The following is a 19,145-nucleotide window of genomic DNA, read 5'->3' on the forward strand; positions in this document are numbered from 1 at the left end:
GTGTAACGAACTATACAATGTTTACAGATAAAATATTATTGATTACTGGAGGCACGGGCTCTTTCGGGAACGCCGTATTAAAGCGATTCTTAAATACGGATATCAAGGAAATTCGGATTTTTTCAAGGGATGAAAAAAAGCAAGATGATATGCGAAAACACTATCAGCATACAAAAATTAAATTTTATATCGGGGATGTCCGCGATATTCAAAGCATTCACAATGCGATGTATAATGTTGACTATGTATTTCACGCCGCCGCTCTCAAGCAAGTTCCCTCCTGCGAATTTTTTCCCTTAGAAGCTGTGAAAACCAATATTTTAGGAACAGATCACGTACTAACAGCCGCCATTCAAGCTGGCGTCAAGAAAATCATTTGCCTGTCAACAGATAAGGCCGCGTACCCTGTCAATGCGATGGGTATATCCAAGGCAATGATGGAAAAAACGTTTATTGCGAAGTCACGAATGGTTGACCCTCGCCATACCCTAATTTGTGGCACTCGATACGGTAATGTCATGGCTTCACGAGGCTCGGTTATCCCATTATTCATTGAACAAATAAAGGCTGGGAAACCTTTAACGATTACGGACCCTCATATGACACGTTTTATGATGAGCCTTGAGGAAGCGGTAGAATTGGTATTGTACGCATTCTCACATGCTCAAAACGGGGATATTATGGTGCAAAAATCACCTGCTGCCACAATAGCAAATTTAGCACAGGCTTTACTTGAGATCTTTCAAGCAAACAACGCCATACAAATTATCGGAACACGGCACGGAGAAAAAATGTATGAAGTATTATGTACGAAGGAAGAAGCGGCAAAAGCTATTGATATGGGCCATTTCTATCGAATCCCCGCGGATAATCGGGATTTAAATTATGGAAAATACCTCGATGAGGGCTCTCCAAAAATTACATTAACGGATGAATATAACTCGAACAATACCCAACAATTAAGTGTGGCTGACATTAAAGTAAAGCTATTAACATTGCCTCTTATACAAGAAGAGCTCCTTCATTGGACAGGAGGAAAACCATGAAATTTTTAGTGCTCGGTGCTACAGGCATGGCTGGTCATACTATTGCCATCTATTTATGTGAACAAGGGCATGATGTAACAACATACTCTCGAACCCCTTTTCCCTATGGCAATAATAGAACAGGGGATGTGACAGACGCCCATTTTTTAAGGTCGCTACTACTAGACAATGAGGTAGATGTCGTCATTAATTGTATTGGTGTTTTAAACAATGCTTGTGAGGCTCATCCTGCCCAAAGTGTTTTACTGAATAGCTATTTACCACATGCCATTGTATCTCTCCTTGAAAATCGTCACACAAAGCTTATTCATCTAAGTACCGACTGCGTATTTTCAGGCAAAAGTGCTCCCTACTATGAAAATAGTGTACTAGACGGGGAAACCTTTTATGACCGCACCAAAGGTATAGGGGAAGTGAATAACGACAAGCACATAACATTTCGTAATTCCATAATTGGTCCTGATTTGAAAAAGGATGGCATCGGACTCTTCAATTGGTTTATGCAACAAAAAAGTCCCGTCTATGGCTATTCGGGTGCTATTTGGACGGGAGTGACAACACTTACTTTGGCTAAAGCCATTGAACGTGCTGCACAACAAGATTTAACAAGACTTTATCATCTCGTCAATACGACAAATATTTCTAAACACGATCTACTGCATCTATTTAATAAGCACTTCCTGAACAACAGTATAAAAATTCTTCCTCATCACGTTGTTCAAATCAATAAAACATTAATAAATACAAGAAATGACTTTTCATTTCTTGTCCCTAGCTACGAAGAAATGTTGATAGAGATGAAGGAATGGATATTGCAGCATAAACACTTATATCCTCACTATTTTCAATGATCCATACATCAACTCCATTATGGATGACGATTCGTAATGGGGTTCCCCTACCGAATAACTGTCCCTTCAGGTAATTGACCATCCTTAATCCAATTCTCTACAAAGCGATTAAAAAATGCAGGCTGGGCTAATGAGACGCCGTGACCGATGTTCTTCAATAACACACCCTTGCTATTTGGATGACTTCGCACAAGTGCTTTAGCGGATTTTCTCATGTTGCTTTTCTCTTTTTCTCCCACAGTTATTAGGATCTTTCCTTGAGCTTTGTTAAAGTCAGCTGGGATGGAAAACGACATATTTTCTCGCAAAATTTGAATCAATGTATCTACTTTCATCGTGGCACTCTCTTGATAGTAACGCTCAAAATAATCTTCTTGAATGTACAGGGCTTTTGCTTGAAGTTTCGCAAATGTTTTATTTTTTATAAGTGGAAATGACAGCCGAATAAACGGTTGAAGCATCCTTTCTACAGTAGGAGAGGGTATCACGAGCGCACTATTGATGATCGTAAAATCGATTAAACTAGGCTGTAGACTTAGCATTTGAATAGCGATTTGCGCTCCTAAAGAGAAACCAATTACTATAACAGGCTTCCCATTGGCTTTTTTCTCAATAAGCAGAAGAAGCTCTTTCGCACTTTGTTCAATGGAAAATGGATTGTGTGTCATTAACTCAGGTATAACACAGTGATAATGGGAAAAATGGTGAACTTGCTGATCCCACATCCACCCTCCAACCCCCCCTCCGTGAATAAACATCATAAAAGGATTGTTAGCATCCCCATACTCCTTGTATTGCATAGATACACCTACTTTCATTCTTTCTCATTCATGGTCATCTAAAAAATCTTTACTAAAGCTTGTTTGTGATTGATAGGAGGAACGTTTCCCTAAATCTACACCACGTTTTATAATCCCCTTGCCAAACCGTCCCTCAATTTCATCGACAAGCTTGAGAATCGGTTCATCTTTCGCATGCTCCTGAAAATCAAATATCGATAATTGCTGTGAATAATCTTTACGATCCACCACATTGGAAACCGTTACACCAAGTAATCTTACAGGAGATTCATCCCAATGCTTATCAAATAAAGTACAAGCAATGTCGTAAATTTCTTCATAACGATACAGGACATTGGACATTGTTTTCGAACGTGTATGATTATGCCAATCAGCATCCCGAATTTGAATGCTCACAGTTGAACCTGCTAAGCGCTTGGCATCAAGACGCTCCACCACTTTTTTACATAGACCTTCGATTGTTTTATGAAGTGTACGAACATCTGTTACATCTTCTGGTAAAGTTGTTGAATTCCCAACGCTTTTCGTATCAAAAATTGCCTCAGGATCGACCATGCGCTGATCCACCCCATTGGCCCTTGCTCGAAGCCGTACCCCATTCTTCCCTAAAATTTGCTTCATTTTAAATTCTTCTGTCTTAGCTAGATCACCTATTGTAAAGATGCCTTGTGCATTTAATTTTTTAGCAGTACTTGCTCCAATCCCATGCATGTTGACAACCTCACGATGCCATAATTGCTGTTCAATATCCCGTATTCGTAGTACGGTAATCCCCATTGGTTTCTTCATATCAGAGGCTGTTTTCGCTAAAAATTTATTCGGTGCAATACCGATGGAACAAGGTAAATCCAGCTCAGCTAAAATGCGCACTTGTATTTCCTGGGCAATACTTAAGGCATGCCGTTCCTTGCTTAGCTCAGTCACATCCAAGTAGCCCTCATCAATCGAAACAGGCTCTACTAATGGTGTATAGCTTCGAAGAATGGTGAACATTTCTTTAGATGCATGACGATACTTTTGAAAATCTGGAGGTAATAACAATAGCTCAGGACATTTACGCTTCGCTTCATGAACAGTCATAGTTGTATAAATGCCTAGCGCTCTTGCTTCATATGAACAAGTTACTAAAATGCCACGCCGTTCCTTTGGGTTCCCTGCAATTGCGATAGGCTTCCCCTTTAAACTTGGGTCATGTGCTTGCTCCACAGAAGCATAGAAACTGTTCATATCCACATGCAAAATAACACGCCCTTTATGTGCCATGTTCATCACCTCGTTTCTTTCTTAGCCTTATTATACGCCCCATAACCTCTAATCAACAAATGCATAATCACCATTACTTTCGAGGAGGTCCTTTAAAATAATTAACGCTTGCTCAAGTTGAGATTCTGGTGCTGCAATGGCTAAACGAACGGCATTGACAGGCTTTGTATTCCCTACGGCAAAGCGTTCCGCTGCATAGACTTGTACACCAGCTTTCGAAGCTAACAATTCAAATTGAACACCCGTAAATTTGTCAGGCAATTGGAGCCACCTAAAAATACATTCCTCATCCCCTAATATGTGATAATCCCCTAAATACTGATCGACAAGCGCATTTTGCTGCTTGGCATATGCTCGGTGTTTTTCTAATATCGTTTGGGCAACACCTTCATGGATTAATCGTGCTGCAAGCTCCAGCATGATAGGAGAAACAGAAATGTTGATATTATAGAGCGTTTCCATTATTTTTTTACGTAGCGCAGGCGGTGTCACAAGGAAGGATAATCGTAAACCAGGTGATAGTGTTTTAGATAGGCTAGCAATGTAAATAACCTTATCGGGTGCATAAGAAGCAATCGGAGCAAGCGGTTGCTCCTTGAGAAAGCTATAGATAGCATCCTCGATTACAAGCAAATCCTTCTGTCTTGCCACGTCTGCAATCATTTTTCTTGTTTCTACTGACATCGTATGAGTCGTTGGGTTATGAAAATCAGGGATCACATAGATTCCTTTGATATGTTCATTTTTACACGCATATAGTAATCCTTCTTTTGTCATTTCACCCTGACATTGTTGGATAGCCACAAGCTGGATACCAAGCATATTTGCAGCTGTTTTAATGCCTGCATAGGTAATTGGATCTGTACCAATGCGGTCGCCTGGCTGAAATAAAGCTGCAAGGGTTCCCACAATGGCATTTTGTCCGCCTGCTCCTAGAAGAATAGGCTGATCTGTTTGAAAATTTACTAGTTCGAGTAGCTTCATCACGGCTTCGTTTTGCCATGCATTGCCCTCAGGTCGTCCATATTGAAATAGCATGCTAAAACTAGGTTCGTTTATCATTTTCTTCATAAAGCGTGTAATATCATCATTCACAAAATTATCTGGTAAAACAGAGCCCATTTCAATGATAGGTGTGGCATGGTTGGTTGGCAGTAACATTTTATTGCTAGCCGCATCTGTTGAAACGAATGTACCGCTGCCAATCGAGGCATAAATTAATCCTTTTTGGCCACAAAGCTTAAAGGCTCTTGTAATCGTACTCAAATTCACATCTAAAAAATCAGCTAATTCACGCTGGGGTGGCAATTTTGTGCCTGGTACTAGCTTTCCATCCTTAATATCTTGTTCTAGCTGATGTGCGATGGCTATATATAACGGAGCAGAAATATTGCTAATATCCGGCTTCCAACTCATTGGATACTCGTCAAATGAATTAATAGGCATTCACTAGGCCCTTCTTTCTCTTAATTTGCATACAATAGTTTAATTGTCTTGCATACAATGATAATATTGTATGCACACGATGACAATGATATAATTTTTAAAAAATCAGAAAAAAAGGACCGATAATTATGCAATATTCTGAAAGAATCTTAAAAACACCATCCTCATTTATTCGAAATATTTTAAAAGTGACAGATGCAGAGGACGTTATTTCCTTTGCAGGCGGGCTTCCAAACCCAATTTCTTTCCCGATTGATGCATTGAGAGCATCCGTAGACCATGCTATTACAGTAAATGGCAGCCGATTATTCCAATATTCATCCACACAGGGTTATGCACCATTGCGTGAATATATTGCCGCGAAATATCAACGTGTCCATGGACTTGATGTACATGCTGACGATGTCTTTATTACTACAGGTTCACAGCAAGCGCTTGAACTAATTGGTAAAGTACTTATCAATAAAGGCGATGGCATTATCATCGAAGAGCCAGGTTACCTAGGGGCTATCCAAGCCTTTACTTTAACAGAGCCCACTTTCCATGGTGTTACGCTAGAAAATGATGGTCTTAACTTAGAAGAGTTAGAGCGTGCTCTACAACAACCAAATGTAAAATTCATTTATACGGTGCCGAACTTCCAAAACCCAACAGGACTCACATATTCGAAAGAAAAGCGTGAGCAAATTTGCGAAATAGTGGCAAAATATGATGTTGCTTTAATTGAGGATGATCCATACGGGGAGCTACGTTTCCAAGGGGAGCCACTTCCATATATCGGTGCTGGTAAATTAGAAAATAGTATTTTACTAGGTTCTTTCTCTAAAACGGTCACACCAGGCATGCGTCTTGGCTTTATTATCACAAAAAACAAAGAGCTTTTGCAGCATATTGAAACAGCGAAGCAAGCGTCTGATCTTCATACTAATATTTTTTCACAATATGTTATCTACGATTACTTAGCAAGTAATGATTATACCGAACATGTAAAGAAAATTATTGCTTTATATAAAAATCAGTCGGATGCGATGCTTGATGCTATGCAGGAGTTTTTCCCTGCCCATGTTGAATATACACGACCTGAGGGTGGCATGTTCATTTGGGCAACCATGAAGGACGGTACACCGGCCCTTGATGTATTCAATAAAGCGATGGAACAAAAGGTTGCCTTCGTGCCTGGCGATCCATTCTACACATCAAAAACGAATGTGAACACAATGCGTCTTAATTATACAAATGCAACACCTGAAGTCATCCGTGAGGGAATTAAACGTTTAGCTAGTATTTTATAAAACGAAAACGTATAAACGCTGTGAAAAGCGTTTATACGTTTTTTAATGTGGATAGTAAATAGTCATACTAAGTCGTGTTACTGTACTACCTGGATTGCTGTATGTGTGTGGACGGTCAGCCTTCAATCGTATGGCATCACCACTTGTTAATCGATAATCCTGACCCTGTATATGGATGATTAATTCCCCATCAAAAACGGTTATATATTCCTCCGTTCCTTCTCGATGAGCCTCAGCATCTAACGTTCCATTTTCTTTGATTTCAATTGTATATATTTCAAAACGACTATCCTTTTGATAGGGGAAATGAGGATAAACCATATATCGGCCATGATCTTCCTTCAATACTTGAATTTCTTTACCGCGAATAACCTCCGTCTCAGGTTGGGGAGGATGAATAAGCTCTGTAAACGAAACCTTTAATCCATTTGCAATTTTCCAAATCGTTGTCAAAGTTGGACTGGATTCTCCCCTCTCAATTTGACCAATCATCGTTTTACTCACGCCACTAAGCTGAGAAACTTTCTCTAAGCTTAATTTCTCCCTTTCTCGAATTGCCTTTAAATTTCTCGCAAAGACGAGATGAATTTCTTCCATCCAAAAGCCCTCCTTGTATGTACAATATAACGTACATTTTGTATAATAAAAAGACCGACGTTATACAGTCTATTTCGTGCATTATATCACACAACTTGAAAGAAGGGATTGTTTTGCCTGTATTTTCCTTTTTATTATTTATCATCATTACAAGCTTTACACCTGGCCCTAATAATTTTATGGCGATGGTTTTTGCTAAACAACATGGCTTAGCGAAAACGATTCCATTCTGTTTAGGTGTAGGGATTGGTTTTTTCATCATTATTGGTCTTAGTAGCTTTTTTAACACGATCATGTTAAACATTTTACCTGCCATTGAATTACCCCTAACCATATTTGGTGTAGGCTATATGTTGTACCTGGCTTATAAAATTTTAACAAGCAAAGAATTAGAGGAGCACGACAACGAAGAAGAAAAACGAAACCTATTTTTTTTAGGAGCGTTCGTTCAATTTATTAACCCAAAAGGTATTTTATTTGGTCTTACTGTTGTCGCAACTTACATCCTACCCTACTACTCATCCTACATAAGCTATCTACTCTTCTCGTTCTTTTTAGCGCTAATAGGGGTAATCAGTACATTTAGTTGGTCATTATGTGGCTCCGTTTTTCAAAAAGCACTACAGCAATACCGAAAACCATTTAACATGATCATGGCACTATTATTAATGTACAGTGCTGTTTCCATTGTTGTACATTAAAAAACAGCCCTCTGTCGGTAGAGGGCTGCTTTATCAGCAACTTATTTTGTATACGTTAAAACGGCATTTTTCTTGAATTTTGCTAAAGCTTCTGTTGCCTCATTTTTGCTCGCGTACTCAAAAATTCGAACGTCCTTTTTATCAAAAACTGTAATAACCCACATGTGAAAAGCTCCCTTCACTCATTATTTTTGTAATATAACAACCACCAAAATTTGTGATACGACTTATCAACTGTTTTATAACAATTCCTTACTTGATTCTTATTTTACGCTGATTTTTTCAAAAAGAAAGCTTTATGTGAAGGTCTTCACAAACTGTTCAATTTCAAAACGCTTTCATTGAACAATTTGTGAAAACCTTAATTTTATAGGTATATCAACAGCCAGTGATGTCAGGTCTATCCGTCTCTTTTCATCTATAGCCAAAAAACCGTACAAAAGTACGGTTTTTGCTGTAGTAGTAGATTTGCATGTCATAAGTTTAACAAAATACTTCTTCTTGTTTATGTGTTAATTCAATTTCGAAGCCCAAATCCTCCAGCATGCGATAATCGCTATTCGCTTCCTGTCCTGCTGTTGTTAAATAATCCCCAACAAAAATACTATTAGCTGCATAGAGACCAAGTGGCTGAAGTGAGCCTAAATTGATTTCACGACCACCCGAAATACGGATTTCCTTTGTCGGATTGATGTAGCGGAATAAAGCTAAAACCTTTAAACAATAACGGGGATTTAAATCCTTTGTCCCTTCTAGCTTTGTGCCATCAATTGCATTTAAAAAGTTTACAGGAATAGAATCAGCGTCCAATTGATGGAGGGCGCGTGCAATATTGACGACATCCTCTTTTGTTTCCTTCATCCCAATAATGGCACCCGAGCAAGGTGAAATTCCATGCTTTTTCACAATCTCTACCGTATTGACACGATCCTCATATGTATGTGAGGTCGTGATGAAGGAATGATGACGTTCCGATGTATTTAAATTATGATTGTAGCGATCCACCCCCGCTTCCTTTAGTTGCTGTGCCTGTTCTTCTTTTAATAAGCCAAGACAGGCACAAACCTTCAAGTCATACTTTTCTTTTATTTCAGCAACCGCCTCACTCACGACATTGACATCCTTACGTGTTGGCCCACGACCACTGGCTACAATACAATACGTCCCAATCTTATTGTCAAACGCTCGTTTTGCACCTGCTAAAATTTCCTCTTTTGTAATAAATGGATATTTCTCAATAGGAGCCGTTGATTTAGAGGACTGGGAGCAATAGCCACAATCCTCGGGGCAATAACCGCTTTTGGCGTTCATAATCATATTCAATTTAACTTTTTTACCATAATAATGACGACGAATCGTAAAAGCACCATCCATAAGCTGTAATAGCTCATCATCCTCACTATTTAATATGGCAAGTGCCTCTTCATTGCTAATGATCTTTCCAGCAATAACTTCTTGTGCTAATTGGTAATAATTCATATTACATTCTCCCCCTCTACGTGTGAAAATTTCACATTTCTTGCTGACTGAAATACTTTATACAAGCGCTCAGCTAATAGCGCTGATGTAATAGCTAAGCAAAAATCAGCGACAATACTACTTAAAAAGCCGACAACAAACACATGTGACCAGCTTGACTTCATGTCTAACCAGAAATTCAATGCTACATACAAATAAGGAACAGCCACAGCATAAATAATAACCAGCCCAATAATGGTTGCTACAATAAAATGCTTTTTCGTCGGCGTCTCAATCCTTTCAATAATGAACCCAATCACATAGGCGGCTAGGGCAAAGCCAATCAGATAACCAAAAGTTGGCTGTAAGACATATGTGATACCACCACCCTGTGTAAAAACAGGTAAGCCTACTAAGCCCACGCTGATATAGACAAGTTGACTATAAAAACCATTCCGACTACCCAATAAACAGCCTGCTAAAAATACAAAAACAATCTGTAATGTAAACGGTACGACAGGCAATGGAATTTTAACAAAAGCTCCGATTGCTGTTAGAGCAGCAAACATGGCAATCATGACTAGCGCTAATGTTTGTTGTCGCTTACCCACCCTTAGCCCCCCTGTCCTGGAAAAATTGTTCGATTGTCTCTTTCGTTGTATGAATCATAAATGACATTTCCTCTTCAGAAATAATATAAGGTGGCATAAAATACAGAACATTGCCGAGCGGTCTGATGAGTAAGCCTTTCGTTAAAGCCCGTTGATAAATTTGATAGCCGATACGCTCCTCACTGGCGAACGCTTCCTTTGTCCGCCGGTCCTTTACTAGTTCAATCGCTCCCACTAAACCAACTTGTCGGTATTCACCCACATAAGGCATATCACAAAAAGCTTCCATGGCTAACGCTCGCATGTATTGTCCCTTGTGCTGAATCATCTCCATCACTTGTTCCTCTTGAAACATCGTTAATACTTCCAGTGCCACACGACAGGCCAATGTATTGCCTGAATAGCTATGCGAATGTAAAAAAGCCTTCATTGTTCCGTAATCATCATAAAAAGCGTCATAGATTTGCTCCGTCGTTAAGACAACTGATAAAGGTAAATAACCACCTGTTAGCCCCTTTGATAAACACATAAAATCTGGCATGATGTCCGCTTGTTGACAGGCAAATAATGTACCGGTCCGACCAAAACCTACAGCAATTTCATCTGCAATGAAGTGCACATCATAATGTGAGCACAACGCCCGTAAGCGCTGTAAATAGACAGGTGGGTACATTTTCATACCTGCTGCAGCCTGAATTAATGGTTCAATAATAACTGCCGTGATTTCCTCATGATGCGCTTGAAGTTGTTCCTCAACAAATTGACTACATGGTGCATTACAGCTTGCTGGATCTTCCTGAAATGGACAGCGGAAGCAATCTGGTCCTTTGGCACGAACAGTATCTAATAACAGAGGCTGGTAAACTTCATTGTAAAGCCCTACCCCTCCTATGGATAAAGCACCAATAGTTTCTCCATGATAGGCATCCGTCAAGGCGAGAAAGCGCTTTTTTGCTGGTTTCCCCGTCTGCATATGGTATTGAAAGCTCATTTTCAGTGCAACTTCAATAGCAGATGAGCCATTATCGGCAAAAAAGACTTTATGTAATCCCTGTGGTGCTAATGCAGTTAATTTTTCAGCCAATTGTATGGCTGGTTCATGTGTAAAATTAGCAAAGATCGTATGCTCTAATGTAAATGCTTGCTCACTTAAAGCTTGGCTAATACGCGGATTGGCATGTCCAAATAAATTAACCCACCAGGAAGATACAGCATCCAAGTAACGCTGATCATGTTCGTCATAAAGCCACACGCCTTGCCCCTTTTTTATGACGATGGGTGGAAATGCCTCATAGTCCTTCATTTGTGAGCATGGATGCCATACATGACGTAAATCTCTTAGCTGTAAATCAGTTAATGCTTGTTTCATAGTTAAAAAGCCTTTCAAACAGTGTGGTGTGTGTCATGGCATAATCCATTAGCTGTGACACATTTTGTAGCTTTAAAATAATCGCATAGGGCAAGGGATGGTACTGTAAAATCGTTTGTATATTATCTTGCTCCATACGGCTACCTGTGTTCCCATTAAACACTATGCCAAGAACGTCAACTTCACGAGAGCGCAATGCCTCTATTGTTAATAATGTATGATTGATCGTCCCTAGGGATGTCCTTGTAACAAGCACTACTGGCAGCTTGCTACTGACGATGACATCAAGCAGCGTCATCCCATGGGGAGCAGTAAAAGGAACAAAAAGCCCACCCGCTCCTTCACATATCACAACATCATAGGATGCTTGTAATAATTGAATCCGCAATAATAGCTCATTGACATCAATTTGCTGCCCCTCCAGTTGCGCAGCAAAATGTGGCGATGCAGCTTCTCTAAATGAATAGCTATTGAGATGCTCTTGTTGAAGCTTTTGTAAGGAATACTTCTCATACATGGCTGTATCATGATAATAGCCACGACCGTTTTCGTATACCTCTCCTGTTTGCACAGGCTTGTATGGTGAAACTTTCAAGCCTTGTTTTTGTAAATGACACATCAACATGGTGGTGACAATTGTTTTCCCAACATCCGTATCTGTACCGACAACCCAAAAATGTTGCATTGTTAACCTCCCTCTTTTAAGTTAACCATTAACACTATTTAAGTTAACACATATATTTTTGTTTTGTAAATGCTATTTCTATATTTTTCTGAATACACTATTTTTGTTAATAAAAACAGCAAATCTTGTATTAAAATAAGAAAACGCTAAACTCCCACCATTTATGGCAAGAATCTAGCGTTCATTGATAGTCATGATAATAATCTCTCAAAAATGATTTCATAGTCTGTTGGTTTCCCATGTCCATTATAAGCAATCGGCAATACTTGCACTAAACGCCAACCTTGCTTCGCGTATTCTTCGATTGTTTTCCGATAGGTAGATTCCTGAAAAAAGCTACCTAAATGTGCTTGTACAAATTTATACTCATACATTGACTCACCCCCTGTAAATCTTTACGTAACTACGGAGTCAAGGTTTCAATAATTAGTAGGTTCTCGCTTTTGAATATTATGATTATTTTAAAGGATTTTAATCTTCACTCGTAGTATTAAACTACATGGGGGTGGTAGTATGTTTGGCATTTTTAAAGAACCAGCGAAGTTCATCGATACATATGAACAAGTGCATTCAATTTTAAAATCATTACTTACCTATGAACTAAAAGAATTACCAAATCGCTATGAATTTTGGTATCGGGTGGCCATCCGTCAAGAGGAGTATCGGACATTACAAGCAGAGCATCGGGCAAAAATCTCAATGACTTCTGCCGTAGGGCGTTTTCATCAAACACAATATGAAGTGATGACACAGAAATTAGCAAAGTTTGAACGCTTATCCGATATTTATAAACTATTTTGTATGGAAGAAGAACGAGAGCTATTAAACCATCGTCTCTCTTTTCATCAAGAAACGATTGCTGCCATCTATGACCATGTTCAACATAAAGAGCTGTATACGTACAGTGATAGTGTTCAACAGCAATTTTGGGAGGCCGTCCGTGATGATCTACTCCATGCTATCGCACACCTAGATTAATTTTTTAGAGACTTCATTTTCTCATGGGGGAAATAGAAGTCTTTATTTATTTTTAGTGATTATTTTAACCTAAAGGTTATGAGGGATTCTAAAATCATGCGAGTTCTAAGTCTTCTAATTCCCAACCTAGACAAAAGTTGGTATATTTGAAATAGGAAGGTGATTAATAGATATGTCGAACGAGAAAATTTTAATAGTGGAAGATGATATAGATATTATGGAGGTTTTGTCGCTCACGCTAGCTAATGCTAATTATAGTGTATTAAAGGCATCCTCTCTATCCAGTGGCTGGCATCTCGCTGTCACGCAACAACCAGATTTAATCTTGTTAGATGTTAATTTACCAGATGGTACAGGCTTCGAGTTAGCCAAAAGAATTCGTGATGTGTCGGATGTCATTATCATTTTTGTGACCGTCAATCACCTAATTGAACAGAAACTTGAGGGCTTTGAGGTGGGGGCAGATGATTATATGACAAAGCCATTTATTCCAAAAGAATTATTGGCCCGTATCCAAGCACATTTAAAAAGAAGGAACCCATCAAAGAAAAGTAATATTGTACATATTGATAATTTGTCCATACATTTAGATGAGAAAAATGTTTATAAGGATGGTCAGCTTTTAAATTTATTTACGAAGGAGAAGCTGCTCCTCTTTTTTCTAATTGAGCATGCGAATCAAGTGATTAGTGTTGATCAACTCATTGATCATGTGTGGGGCTATGACGGTGTCACTGATTTGAAAACCGTATCTGTCCATATTAGTACACTTCGTCGTAAAATTGAAGATATCCCCTCAAAGCCGAAATGGATTCAAACAGTGAGAGGTTTTGGCTACCAATTTGTCTATAAAAAAGAGAGTGGTGAGAAGTAAAAAAACACTCACCACCCCTTTTTAATTTTTTATCAATGTCTTAACTAGTGGTAATGTAAAGCTAAATATGCTTCCTTCATTTTCAAGACTTTCAACAAAAATCTCACCATTATGCTGGTGAACAATTTGTTTACAGATAGCTAAGCCAATGCCGTGCGAATGTGCTTCATGGATGTTAGTTGCTCGATAATAGCTATCAAAAATAAAGGGAAGATCACTCTCAGCAATACCAATGCCACTATCTGCTATTGAACAACTCAAGTGCTTGTTCTCTACATGAATGGACACTTGAATACCACCATTTGATGTATATTTCATTGCATTGGTCATGATATTTTCAATCACTTGATTGATTCGTGTTTTATCAATCAAGAGCTGAGCTTCTTCATGACCATAAAAGTGAGCACTGAATGTTAATCCTGATTGTTTTACTTCATCCTCATAACGGGTTACCATTTGTAAAAATAATTCCTTCGCCTTTACCTCAGTAAAAGAAAATTCTGCTCTACCAGCTTCTAGATTTGCTAAATCAAACAAATCTTGAATTAAGCTATTTAATGATAGTAGCCTTTCTTTACTCCGTTTTAAATATTTCTTTCTGGCTACTGCGTCAACTATCACGCCCTCTAGCATAAGTTCTATATACCCTAATGTAGAGGTTAACGGGGAGCGTAATTCATGGGAAATACTATGCAAGAGTTTTTTACGTTCCAGTTCATTTTTTTCTAAACGTTCATTCATTTTTATCAAATGCCGATTCGTCTCATCTAGCTCCTTAGTACGCAACTGAACACGTTTTTCTAAATCTCCATATATTTTCGCATTTTCAAAAGAAACGGCAATTTGAGCCGCAATCACTTTCAATAGCTGAACATGAGATGGATGGAAGGCATTCGTCATTAAGGTATTCTCAAAATACAAAATCGAAATAATTTCATTTTGATGGATAATCGGCAGGCAAAGAATAGATTTAGCCGTCGAGTAGGAGAAAAGAGGATGCTGTGTCATTTGTGCATTGTCGATAATCACATGCTCTTTACTATTAAGAACATAGCGTATAATCGATTGCATATTCGCATTAAAATTCTCCATACTTTGGTGTTCATACATCGTAAACGTTTTTTCTGCAGCTTCCGCCTTTGCCAACACCAATAATTCCTGCCGCTGTTTATGAATGAAATAACCACTATTTGCCCCCACATGCTTTAACAGTGAAAACAATATTTTATGCAGTAAATCTTCCATACGAATAGCTGTTGCAAATGATTGAGTCGTTTCAAAAACCGTCATCATATCAAACGTGAGTGAATCTCTACTATGATTCTCCAGTTTGCGATGTATTTGATAATCTCTTGCCCATCTTCTAGCAACTGTTTCTGCTCCCCACGTTTCAATATTTTGAATACCATTTAGTATATAATGTCTTGCCGTTTTCTTTTGCTGTTTTGCGAAATAATAGTTTGCCGCTCGTTCATATGCTAAGGCTGTGTCCTGGACAAATCCATTCATACTTGCTAATCGTATTGCTCGGTCATAATAGAGTTCTGCCTCATTGTCGTTGTTGTGTAAACGGTAATTCTCTGCCATTAATAAAGCATAGAGATGCTCATAATTTTCTGAAGAATAAACAGCCCATTTCTTAAATTTCTTAAGGCTTTGACGTATATCCTTTAAAAACAACCTCTGCTCCTGTACCTGACAATTTTGACTATGCAGAAAGTGAAATTGCCACATGGACCGATAAAAATAATAGACCGTGGTGATTGGTAATGTATAAGTGTCCTTACTTAGCTTCTTTAATTCAACCAGAATCGCTTTCCCTTGTTTTTCATCAGCTAATAAAAAAGACATTTGTAAACGCACTGAATAATGCATGATTTTAATAGCAGGCTGATCCTGTATTGTGATGGGATAAGCCCAATGTACAGGATGATGAGGAGTGCGGAGGATATTCATCCATCTCCCCATTTCCGCTAAAAAGTCAATCGAAAGGGTACTTGCATGATTAGAAAATTCCTCTTGTTGTCGTTTAATTTCTTGTTGTAAATCCTCTAGGGCAACACCCTGAATAAGTCGTATCGCAACAATAAAACATGAAGCTGAGGATACTAGATGATATAAGCCGAGCTCTTGGCATTTTGCTTGAGCCTCGTCAATATATTGAATACTGGTTTCATAGGGTTCTGTCCAATGACTGATAAACACGCCATACACATAATAAGTATGGCCCTTGATATATATGCTTTCTTGGTTATCTGCCACAATGATGGCTAGTTTGCCAAAGCGAGTGGCTTCTTTTATATTGGTAAAACCTGCATTTAAAAGCATAGCATAGTTAATCAATACCATGCCGCTTTTCGATGTAGCGCCATACTTCAACTGTAAACGTAGCCCTTTCATTAAAAGAATACCTGTTAAGTTAGGATTTAATAGGAAAGCACTTGCCGTCATATTAATAATTAAATGAATCAAAATATCAATTTCTTTACTATTCGTTGGTGGATGCTGCAACAAGTCTTGGTCAGACATACGTCGCAATGCCCATTTCAACAATAAATACTCTTTTAGAAGCTGTGACTTTTTAGGATATGCTGAAATTTTAAGATTCGCAACTTGAAAACCTGCCAAGCCTGCTTCTAGACCAATAATAGGGTTATCGGACTCAATGTATAATACTGTTTTCAAATTGTTAATCATCAGTTTTTCTAATTTTGTCTGTGCATGCTGCAAAGCTTCTGTTAAATGCCTTTCCGATTGTTCGTAGTGACCAGTTAAATATTCACATTCACCTAAATTTGCATATAATTTAACCGACTGTTCTCTCCTAGTCTCCCAATGATCAGGTGTCAATAGTTCTTTACTAGTTGTAAAAAATTTTAGCGCATTATCAAAGAGCCCTATTCTTTTAGCCTCAATACCGAGTTGATAATTCCAAATAGCCAGCTTTTGCTTTTCTTCCCCAGTCAATAAGTGTCGACTGTAATTGAAATGCATGACGATTTCGCTTAATCGATCATGATCAGCAGCTATTTGAGGATCATCTGTTAAAAGTTGGCCAATTTGATAATGAAATTTTGCACGCAATTGCCCTGATAATTCCTGATAAGCTACTTGTTGAATACGATCATGGATAAATCGGAATTTGGTAGAAAATGTATGTAAAATCCCTTCATGCTCTAACGTACTTGCCCATTTATAATGGGCATCTAACGGAATAATAAAGCCATTTTCAACAAGTGTTTCCAGGTGTTTTAATAACGCTTGAGCGGATAAGGACACGAGCTTTAAGACATCTGTAAATTCAAAGCGCTGACCAAAACATGCAACTATTCGTAAAATCTCATGGGCTTCTGTTGTTAAATTAGCCATTCTAGTTTCAATAAAGGCTAGTAGCTCGTTATTTAAACGGGATAAATTAAATTTCTTACGATTAAACTCCCATTCTTTTGTTGTTGCATTAAAATAAATTGTGTTATCTTGCTGGAGTGAACGAAACGCTTCTTTCACAAATAACGGATTCCCTTTGGTCAAATTAAATAATTGCTTGGTAATGAGCTGTATGGTATGAGGCTTTGCATGGAAAGACGCCTTCAACCATTGTTGAACATGTTGTTCCTGAAGCAGAGGTAAATGGATATGATGACCGCTCGAAAAACTAGTAGTTCTTTGCTGATTTTCCTCCCCTGTGCTGTCCTTATTCACTCGGAATGTACCAATCATCATAAAGTATCCTGCTCGGTGTTGCTCAAAGATTTGGGTCATAATTTCAATTGTACTTTGATTGGCCCAATGCAAATCATCTACAAACCATATAACTGGTTTCTTCTGAATAGCAAATGTCAATAAAATTTTTTGAATCGATATAAACGTATACGAATGAAGCTGTTTTGTATTTTGGCTAACTTCTTTTTGGAAGTGTACTTCCTCCTTCACAAACCATTTAAGTTCAGGTAATAGATGGATAAGTTCATCTGTCACAACTAATTTAACCTCTTGAAATAATTTTTCCCACAAATGGACAGACCTTTCACCTTCCATATAAATAAATTTTAATAAACTCCTTAAAGGATGGATGACAATGGAATAGTCATTTTCTAATTGCAATTGCTCATACTTAGTTGTAATAAAATAGCCTTTTGCGGCCGCAATTTCACCCTTTAGTTCTTGAACTAACTTGGACTTTCCATACCCTGCTTTTCCTGATATCGTAACCATCTTTTTGTCACCTTTTGCAACCTGACGAAAAATAGAGGAAAGCTCTGCGAATTGCGATTCTCTCCCATACAGCTTCGTAGACAGCCCCATATTCAGATGCAAATCCTGTTTACCAAGCAGGAAATTTTCAAGCGGTTCGTTTACTAAAAGTTTCTGTTGGATATGTAGTAAATCCTCTCTTAAACCAATGGCACTTTGATAACGATCAGCTGGATTTTTAGCTAATAGCTTTTCAATGATTTCCCAAAGCAAAGAATGATAACGACTGTCTATACTCACCAATGCCTCGGGTTTTTTGGTGATGATTTCATAAATCAAATCGACGGCATCCTTTGCTTGAAAAGGTAATTGCCCCCCCAGTATTTCGTAAAAAATGATCCCCAGTGCATATAAATCTGTCCGATAGTCTACCTCTAAATGAAGTCTGCCCGTTTGCTCAGGTGCATAATAGGGTAGCTGTTCTAGTCGTTCATAGGGATTTTCTATCACAACTGGAGATTCTACATCATATTTTGTACTAAATTCAGAGCTTAATAGTTTTATTTTTAAAGAATTAGGATTGATTAAGATTTGATTAGGATGTAGGTGTAGGTATAGTAAACCACTTTGTTGCATTTTCATACAAATATTGACAAGGTCAATCGCAATCTGTAGAAATTGATGCAAAGAAATCAAGTTATTACTGAATTGCTTTAAGGGGACTCCATTAAAATTTTCATAAATGATCGCATATTGATCATCTATATAATCAATAGCAATTGGCTTTAATAACCAAGGATTTTGCTCATTCGAAAACAAAGAAAATTCATATTGTAGTTTGGCTCTCGTCTCTGCTGAATTATGATGAACACTTTTTACCAGTACCAGTTTGTTAAATTTCTTCATATACATTCTTTGTAGATGCCAATCTTGACTAGACTGTAAAAGAATACAATCATTCACACATAAACCCTCCTCTT

17 protein-coding genes are annotated in these 19,145 nt (G+C 38.2%); 6 read left to right on the top strand and 11 right to left on the bottom strand.

Going from position 1 to position 19,145, the window contains the following annotated elements; all coding sequences use genetic code 11:
- Positions 1–17: 17 nt before the first annotated feature.
- Both QH639_RS09585 and QH639_RS09590 read left to right on the top strand, forming a co-directional pair.
- Positions 18–1,046 (top strand): polysaccharide biosynthesis protein, encoded by a 1,029-nt coding sequence (locus QH639_RS09585; RefSeq protein ID WP_131521546.1) that lies wholly within the window; start codon positions 18–20, stop codon positions 1,044–1,046.
- Positions 1,043–1,897 (top strand): SDR family oxidoreductase, encoded by an 855-nt coding sequence (locus QH639_RS09590; RefSeq protein WP_281116000.1) that lies wholly within the window; start codon positions 1,043–1,045, stop codon positions 1,895–1,897. The genes QH639_RS09585 and QH639_RS09590 overlap by 4 nt, the downstream gene beginning before the upstream one ends.
- Positions 1,898–1,944: 47 nt before the next feature.
- On the opposite strand, the gene QH639_RS09595 is transcribed toward QH639_RS09590, so the two are convergent.
- Genes QH639_RS09595 through QH639_RS09605 form a run of 3 tightly spaced genes read right to left on the bottom strand, consistent with a single transcriptional unit; the run spans position 1,945 to position 5,406 of the window.
- Positions 1,945–2,697 carry an alpha/beta fold hydrolase gene (locus tag QH639_RS09595; RefSeq protein ID WP_112118346.1) on the bottom strand — a complete coding sequence of 251 codons (753 nt, stop codon included), beginning with the start codon at positions 2,695–2,697 and terminating at the stop codon, positions 1,945–1,947.
- Between the two features lie 24 nt (positions 2,698–2,721).
- A complete protein-coding gene (locus QH639_RS09600; protein WP_115673363.1) occupies positions 2,722–3,960 on the bottom strand; it encodes a DNA polymerase IV in 1,239 nt (412 codons plus the stop codon).
- Positions 3,961–4,008: 48 nt separating this feature from the next.
- On the bottom strand, positions 4,009–5,406 hold the full coding sequence (locus QH639_RS09605) for an aminotransferase-like domain-containing protein (protein ID WP_004231269.1): 1,398 nt from the start codon (positions 5,404–5,406) through the stop codon (positions 4,009–4,011).
- Positions 5,407–5,534: 128 nt separating this feature from the next.
- Here QH639_RS09605 and QH639_RS09610 point away from each other — a divergent pair, with 128 nt between their 5' ends.
- The gene (locus QH639_RS09610; RefSeq protein ID WP_048392333.1) at positions 5,535–6,698 is read left to right on the top strand and encodes an aminotransferase-like domain-containing protein; all 1,164 of its coding nucleotides are present in this window, start codon (positions 5,535–5,537) and stop codon (positions 6,696–6,698) included.
- 42 nt (positions 6,699–6,740) lie between these two features.
- On the opposite strand, the gene QH639_RS09615 is transcribed toward QH639_RS09610, so the two are convergent.
- Entirely contained in the window at positions 6,741–7,295 is a 555-nt protein-coding gene (locus tag QH639_RS09615; RefSeq protein ID WP_131521549.1) for a helix-turn-helix domain-containing protein, read from the bottom strand.
- Positions 7,296–7,408: 113 nt separating this feature from the next.
- Between QH639_RS09615 and QH639_RS09620 the strand changes: the two genes are divergently transcribed.
- Positions 7,409–7,996: a LysE family transporter gene (locus QH639_RS09620; protein ID WP_281116001.1), complete on the top strand. Its 588-nt coding sequence runs from the start codon at positions 7,409–7,411 to the stop codon at positions 7,994–7,996.
- 41 nt (positions 7,997–8,037) lie between these two features.
- Here QH639_RS09620 and QH639_RS09625 read toward each other — a convergent pair whose 3' ends face one another.
- The 6 genes from QH639_RS09625 to QH639_RS09650 all read right to left on the bottom strand — a co-directional run bounded on the left by QH639_RS09625 (position 8,038) and on the right by QH639_RS09650 (position 12,493).
- Positions 8,038–8,160 carry a hypothetical protein gene (locus QH639_RS09625; RefSeq protein ID WP_004231260.1) on the bottom strand — a complete coding sequence of 41 codons (123 nt, stop codon included), beginning with the start codon at positions 8,158–8,160 and terminating at the stop codon, positions 8,038–8,040.
- A gap of 319 nt (positions 8,161–8,479) precedes the next feature.
- The gene (bioB, locus tag QH639_RS09630; RefSeq protein WP_281116002.1) at positions 8,480–9,475 is read right to left on the bottom strand and encodes a biotin synthase BioB; all 996 of its coding nucleotides are present in this window, start codon (positions 9,473–9,475) and stop codon (positions 8,480–8,482) included.
- Positions 9,472–10,065, bottom strand: coding sequence for a biotin transporter BioY (locus tag QH639_RS09635; protein ID WP_237898205.1), 594 nt, complete (start codon positions 10,063–10,065; stop codon positions 9,472–9,474). The genes bioB and QH639_RS09635 overlap by 4 nt, the downstream gene beginning before the upstream one ends.
- Entirely contained in the window at positions 10,058–11,434 is a 1,377-nt protein-coding gene (gene bioA, locus QH639_RS09640) for an adenosylmethionine--8-amino-7-oxononanoate transaminase (protein WP_115673368.1), read from the bottom strand. The genes QH639_RS09635 and bioA overlap by 8 nt, the downstream gene beginning before the upstream one ends.
- Positions 11,415–12,119 (bottom strand): dethiobiotin synthase, encoded by a 705-nt coding sequence (bioD, locus tag QH639_RS09645; RefSeq protein WP_281116003.1) that lies wholly within the window; start codon positions 12,117–12,119, stop codon positions 11,415–11,417. Before bioD ends, bioA begins: the two co-directional genes overlap by 20 nt.
- A 191-nt stretch (positions 12,120–12,310) precedes the next feature.
- Positions 12,311–12,493: a DUF4177 domain-containing protein gene (locus QH639_RS09650; protein ID WP_004231251.1), complete on the bottom strand. Its 183-nt coding sequence runs from the start codon at positions 12,491–12,493 to the stop codon at positions 12,311–12,313.
- A gap of 139 nt (positions 12,494–12,632) precedes the next feature.
- On the opposite strand from QH639_RS09650, the gene QH639_RS09655 reads away from it, so the two are divergent.
- Positions 12,633–13,097 (top strand): hypothetical protein, encoded by a 465-nt coding sequence (locus tag QH639_RS09655; RefSeq protein WP_131521552.1) that lies wholly within the window; start codon positions 12,633–12,635, stop codon positions 13,095–13,097.
- 172 nt (positions 13,098–13,269) lie between these two features.
- Complete coding sequence (locus QH639_RS09660; RefSeq protein ID WP_131521553.1) at positions 13,270–13,971, top strand: response regulator transcription factor; 702 nt, start codon at positions 13,270–13,272, stop codon at positions 13,969–13,971.
- A 21-nt stretch (positions 13,972–13,992) separates the two neighbouring features.
- On the opposite strand, the gene QH639_RS09665 is transcribed toward QH639_RS09660, so the two are convergent.
- Positions 13,993–19,128 carry an ATP-binding protein gene (locus QH639_RS09665; protein ID WP_131521554.1) on the bottom strand — a complete coding sequence of 1,712 codons (5,136 nt, stop codon included), beginning with the start codon at positions 19,126–19,128 and terminating at the stop codon, positions 13,993–13,995.
- Between the last annotated feature and the right edge of the window lie 17 nt (positions 19,129–19,145).

The organism is Lysinibacillus sp. 1 U-2021 (assembly GCF_029916965.1).
Lineage (GTDB): Bacteria > Bacillota > Bacilli > Bacillales_A > Planococcaceae > Lysinibacillus > Lysinibacillus capsici.

Coding starts and splice junctions, on each gene's coding strand:
- QH639_RS09585 (WP_131521546.1), top strand. CDS start 18: ATGTTTACAGATAAAATATTATTGATTACTGGAGGCACGGGCTCTTTC.
- QH639_RS09590 (WP_281116000.1), top strand. CDS start 1,043: ATGAAATTTTTAGTGCTCGGTGCTACAGGCATGGCTGGTCATACTATT.
- QH639_RS09595 (WP_112118346.1), bottom strand. CDS start 2,697: ATGCAATACAAGGAGTATGGGGATGCTAACAATCCTTTTATGATGTTT.
- QH639_RS09600 (WP_115673363.1), bottom strand. CDS start 3,960: ATGGCACATAAAGGGCGTGTTATTTTGCATGTGGATATGAACAGTTTC.
- QH639_RS09605 (WP_004231269.1), bottom strand. CDS start 5,406: ATGCCTATTAATTCATTTGACGAGTATCCAATGAGTTGGAAGCCGGAT.
- QH639_RS09610 (WP_048392333.1), top strand. CDS start 5,535: ATGCAATATTCTGAAAGAATCTTAAAAACACCATCCTCATTTATTCGA.
- QH639_RS09615 (WP_131521549.1), bottom strand. CDS start 7,295: ATGGAAGAAATTCATCTCGTCTTTGCGAGAAATTTAAAGGCAATTCGA.
- QH639_RS09625 (WP_004231260.1), bottom strand. CDS start 8,160: ATGTGGGTTATTACAGTTTTTGATAAAAAGGACGTTCGAATTTTTGAG.
- bioB (WP_281116002.1), bottom strand. CDS start 9,475: ATGAATTATTACCAATTAGCACAAGAAGTTATTGCTGGAAAGATCATT.
- bioA (WP_115673368.1), bottom strand. CDS start 11,434: ATGAAACAAGCATTAACTGATTTACAGCTAAGAGATTTACGTCATGTA.
- bioD (WP_281116003.1), bottom strand. CDS start 12,119: ATGCAACATTTTTGGGTTGTCGGTACAGATACGGATGTTGGGAAAACA.
- QH639_RS09650 (WP_004231251.1), bottom strand. CDS start 12,493: ATGTATGAGTATAAATTTGTACAAGCACATTTAGGTAGCTTTTTTCAG.
- QH639_RS09655 (WP_131521552.1), top strand. CDS start 12,633: ATGTTTGGCATTTTTAAAGAACCAGCGAAGTTCATCGATACATATGAA.
- QH639_RS09660 (WP_131521553.1), top strand. CDS start 13,270: ATGTCGAACGAGAAAATTTTAATAGTGGAAGATGATATAGATATTATG.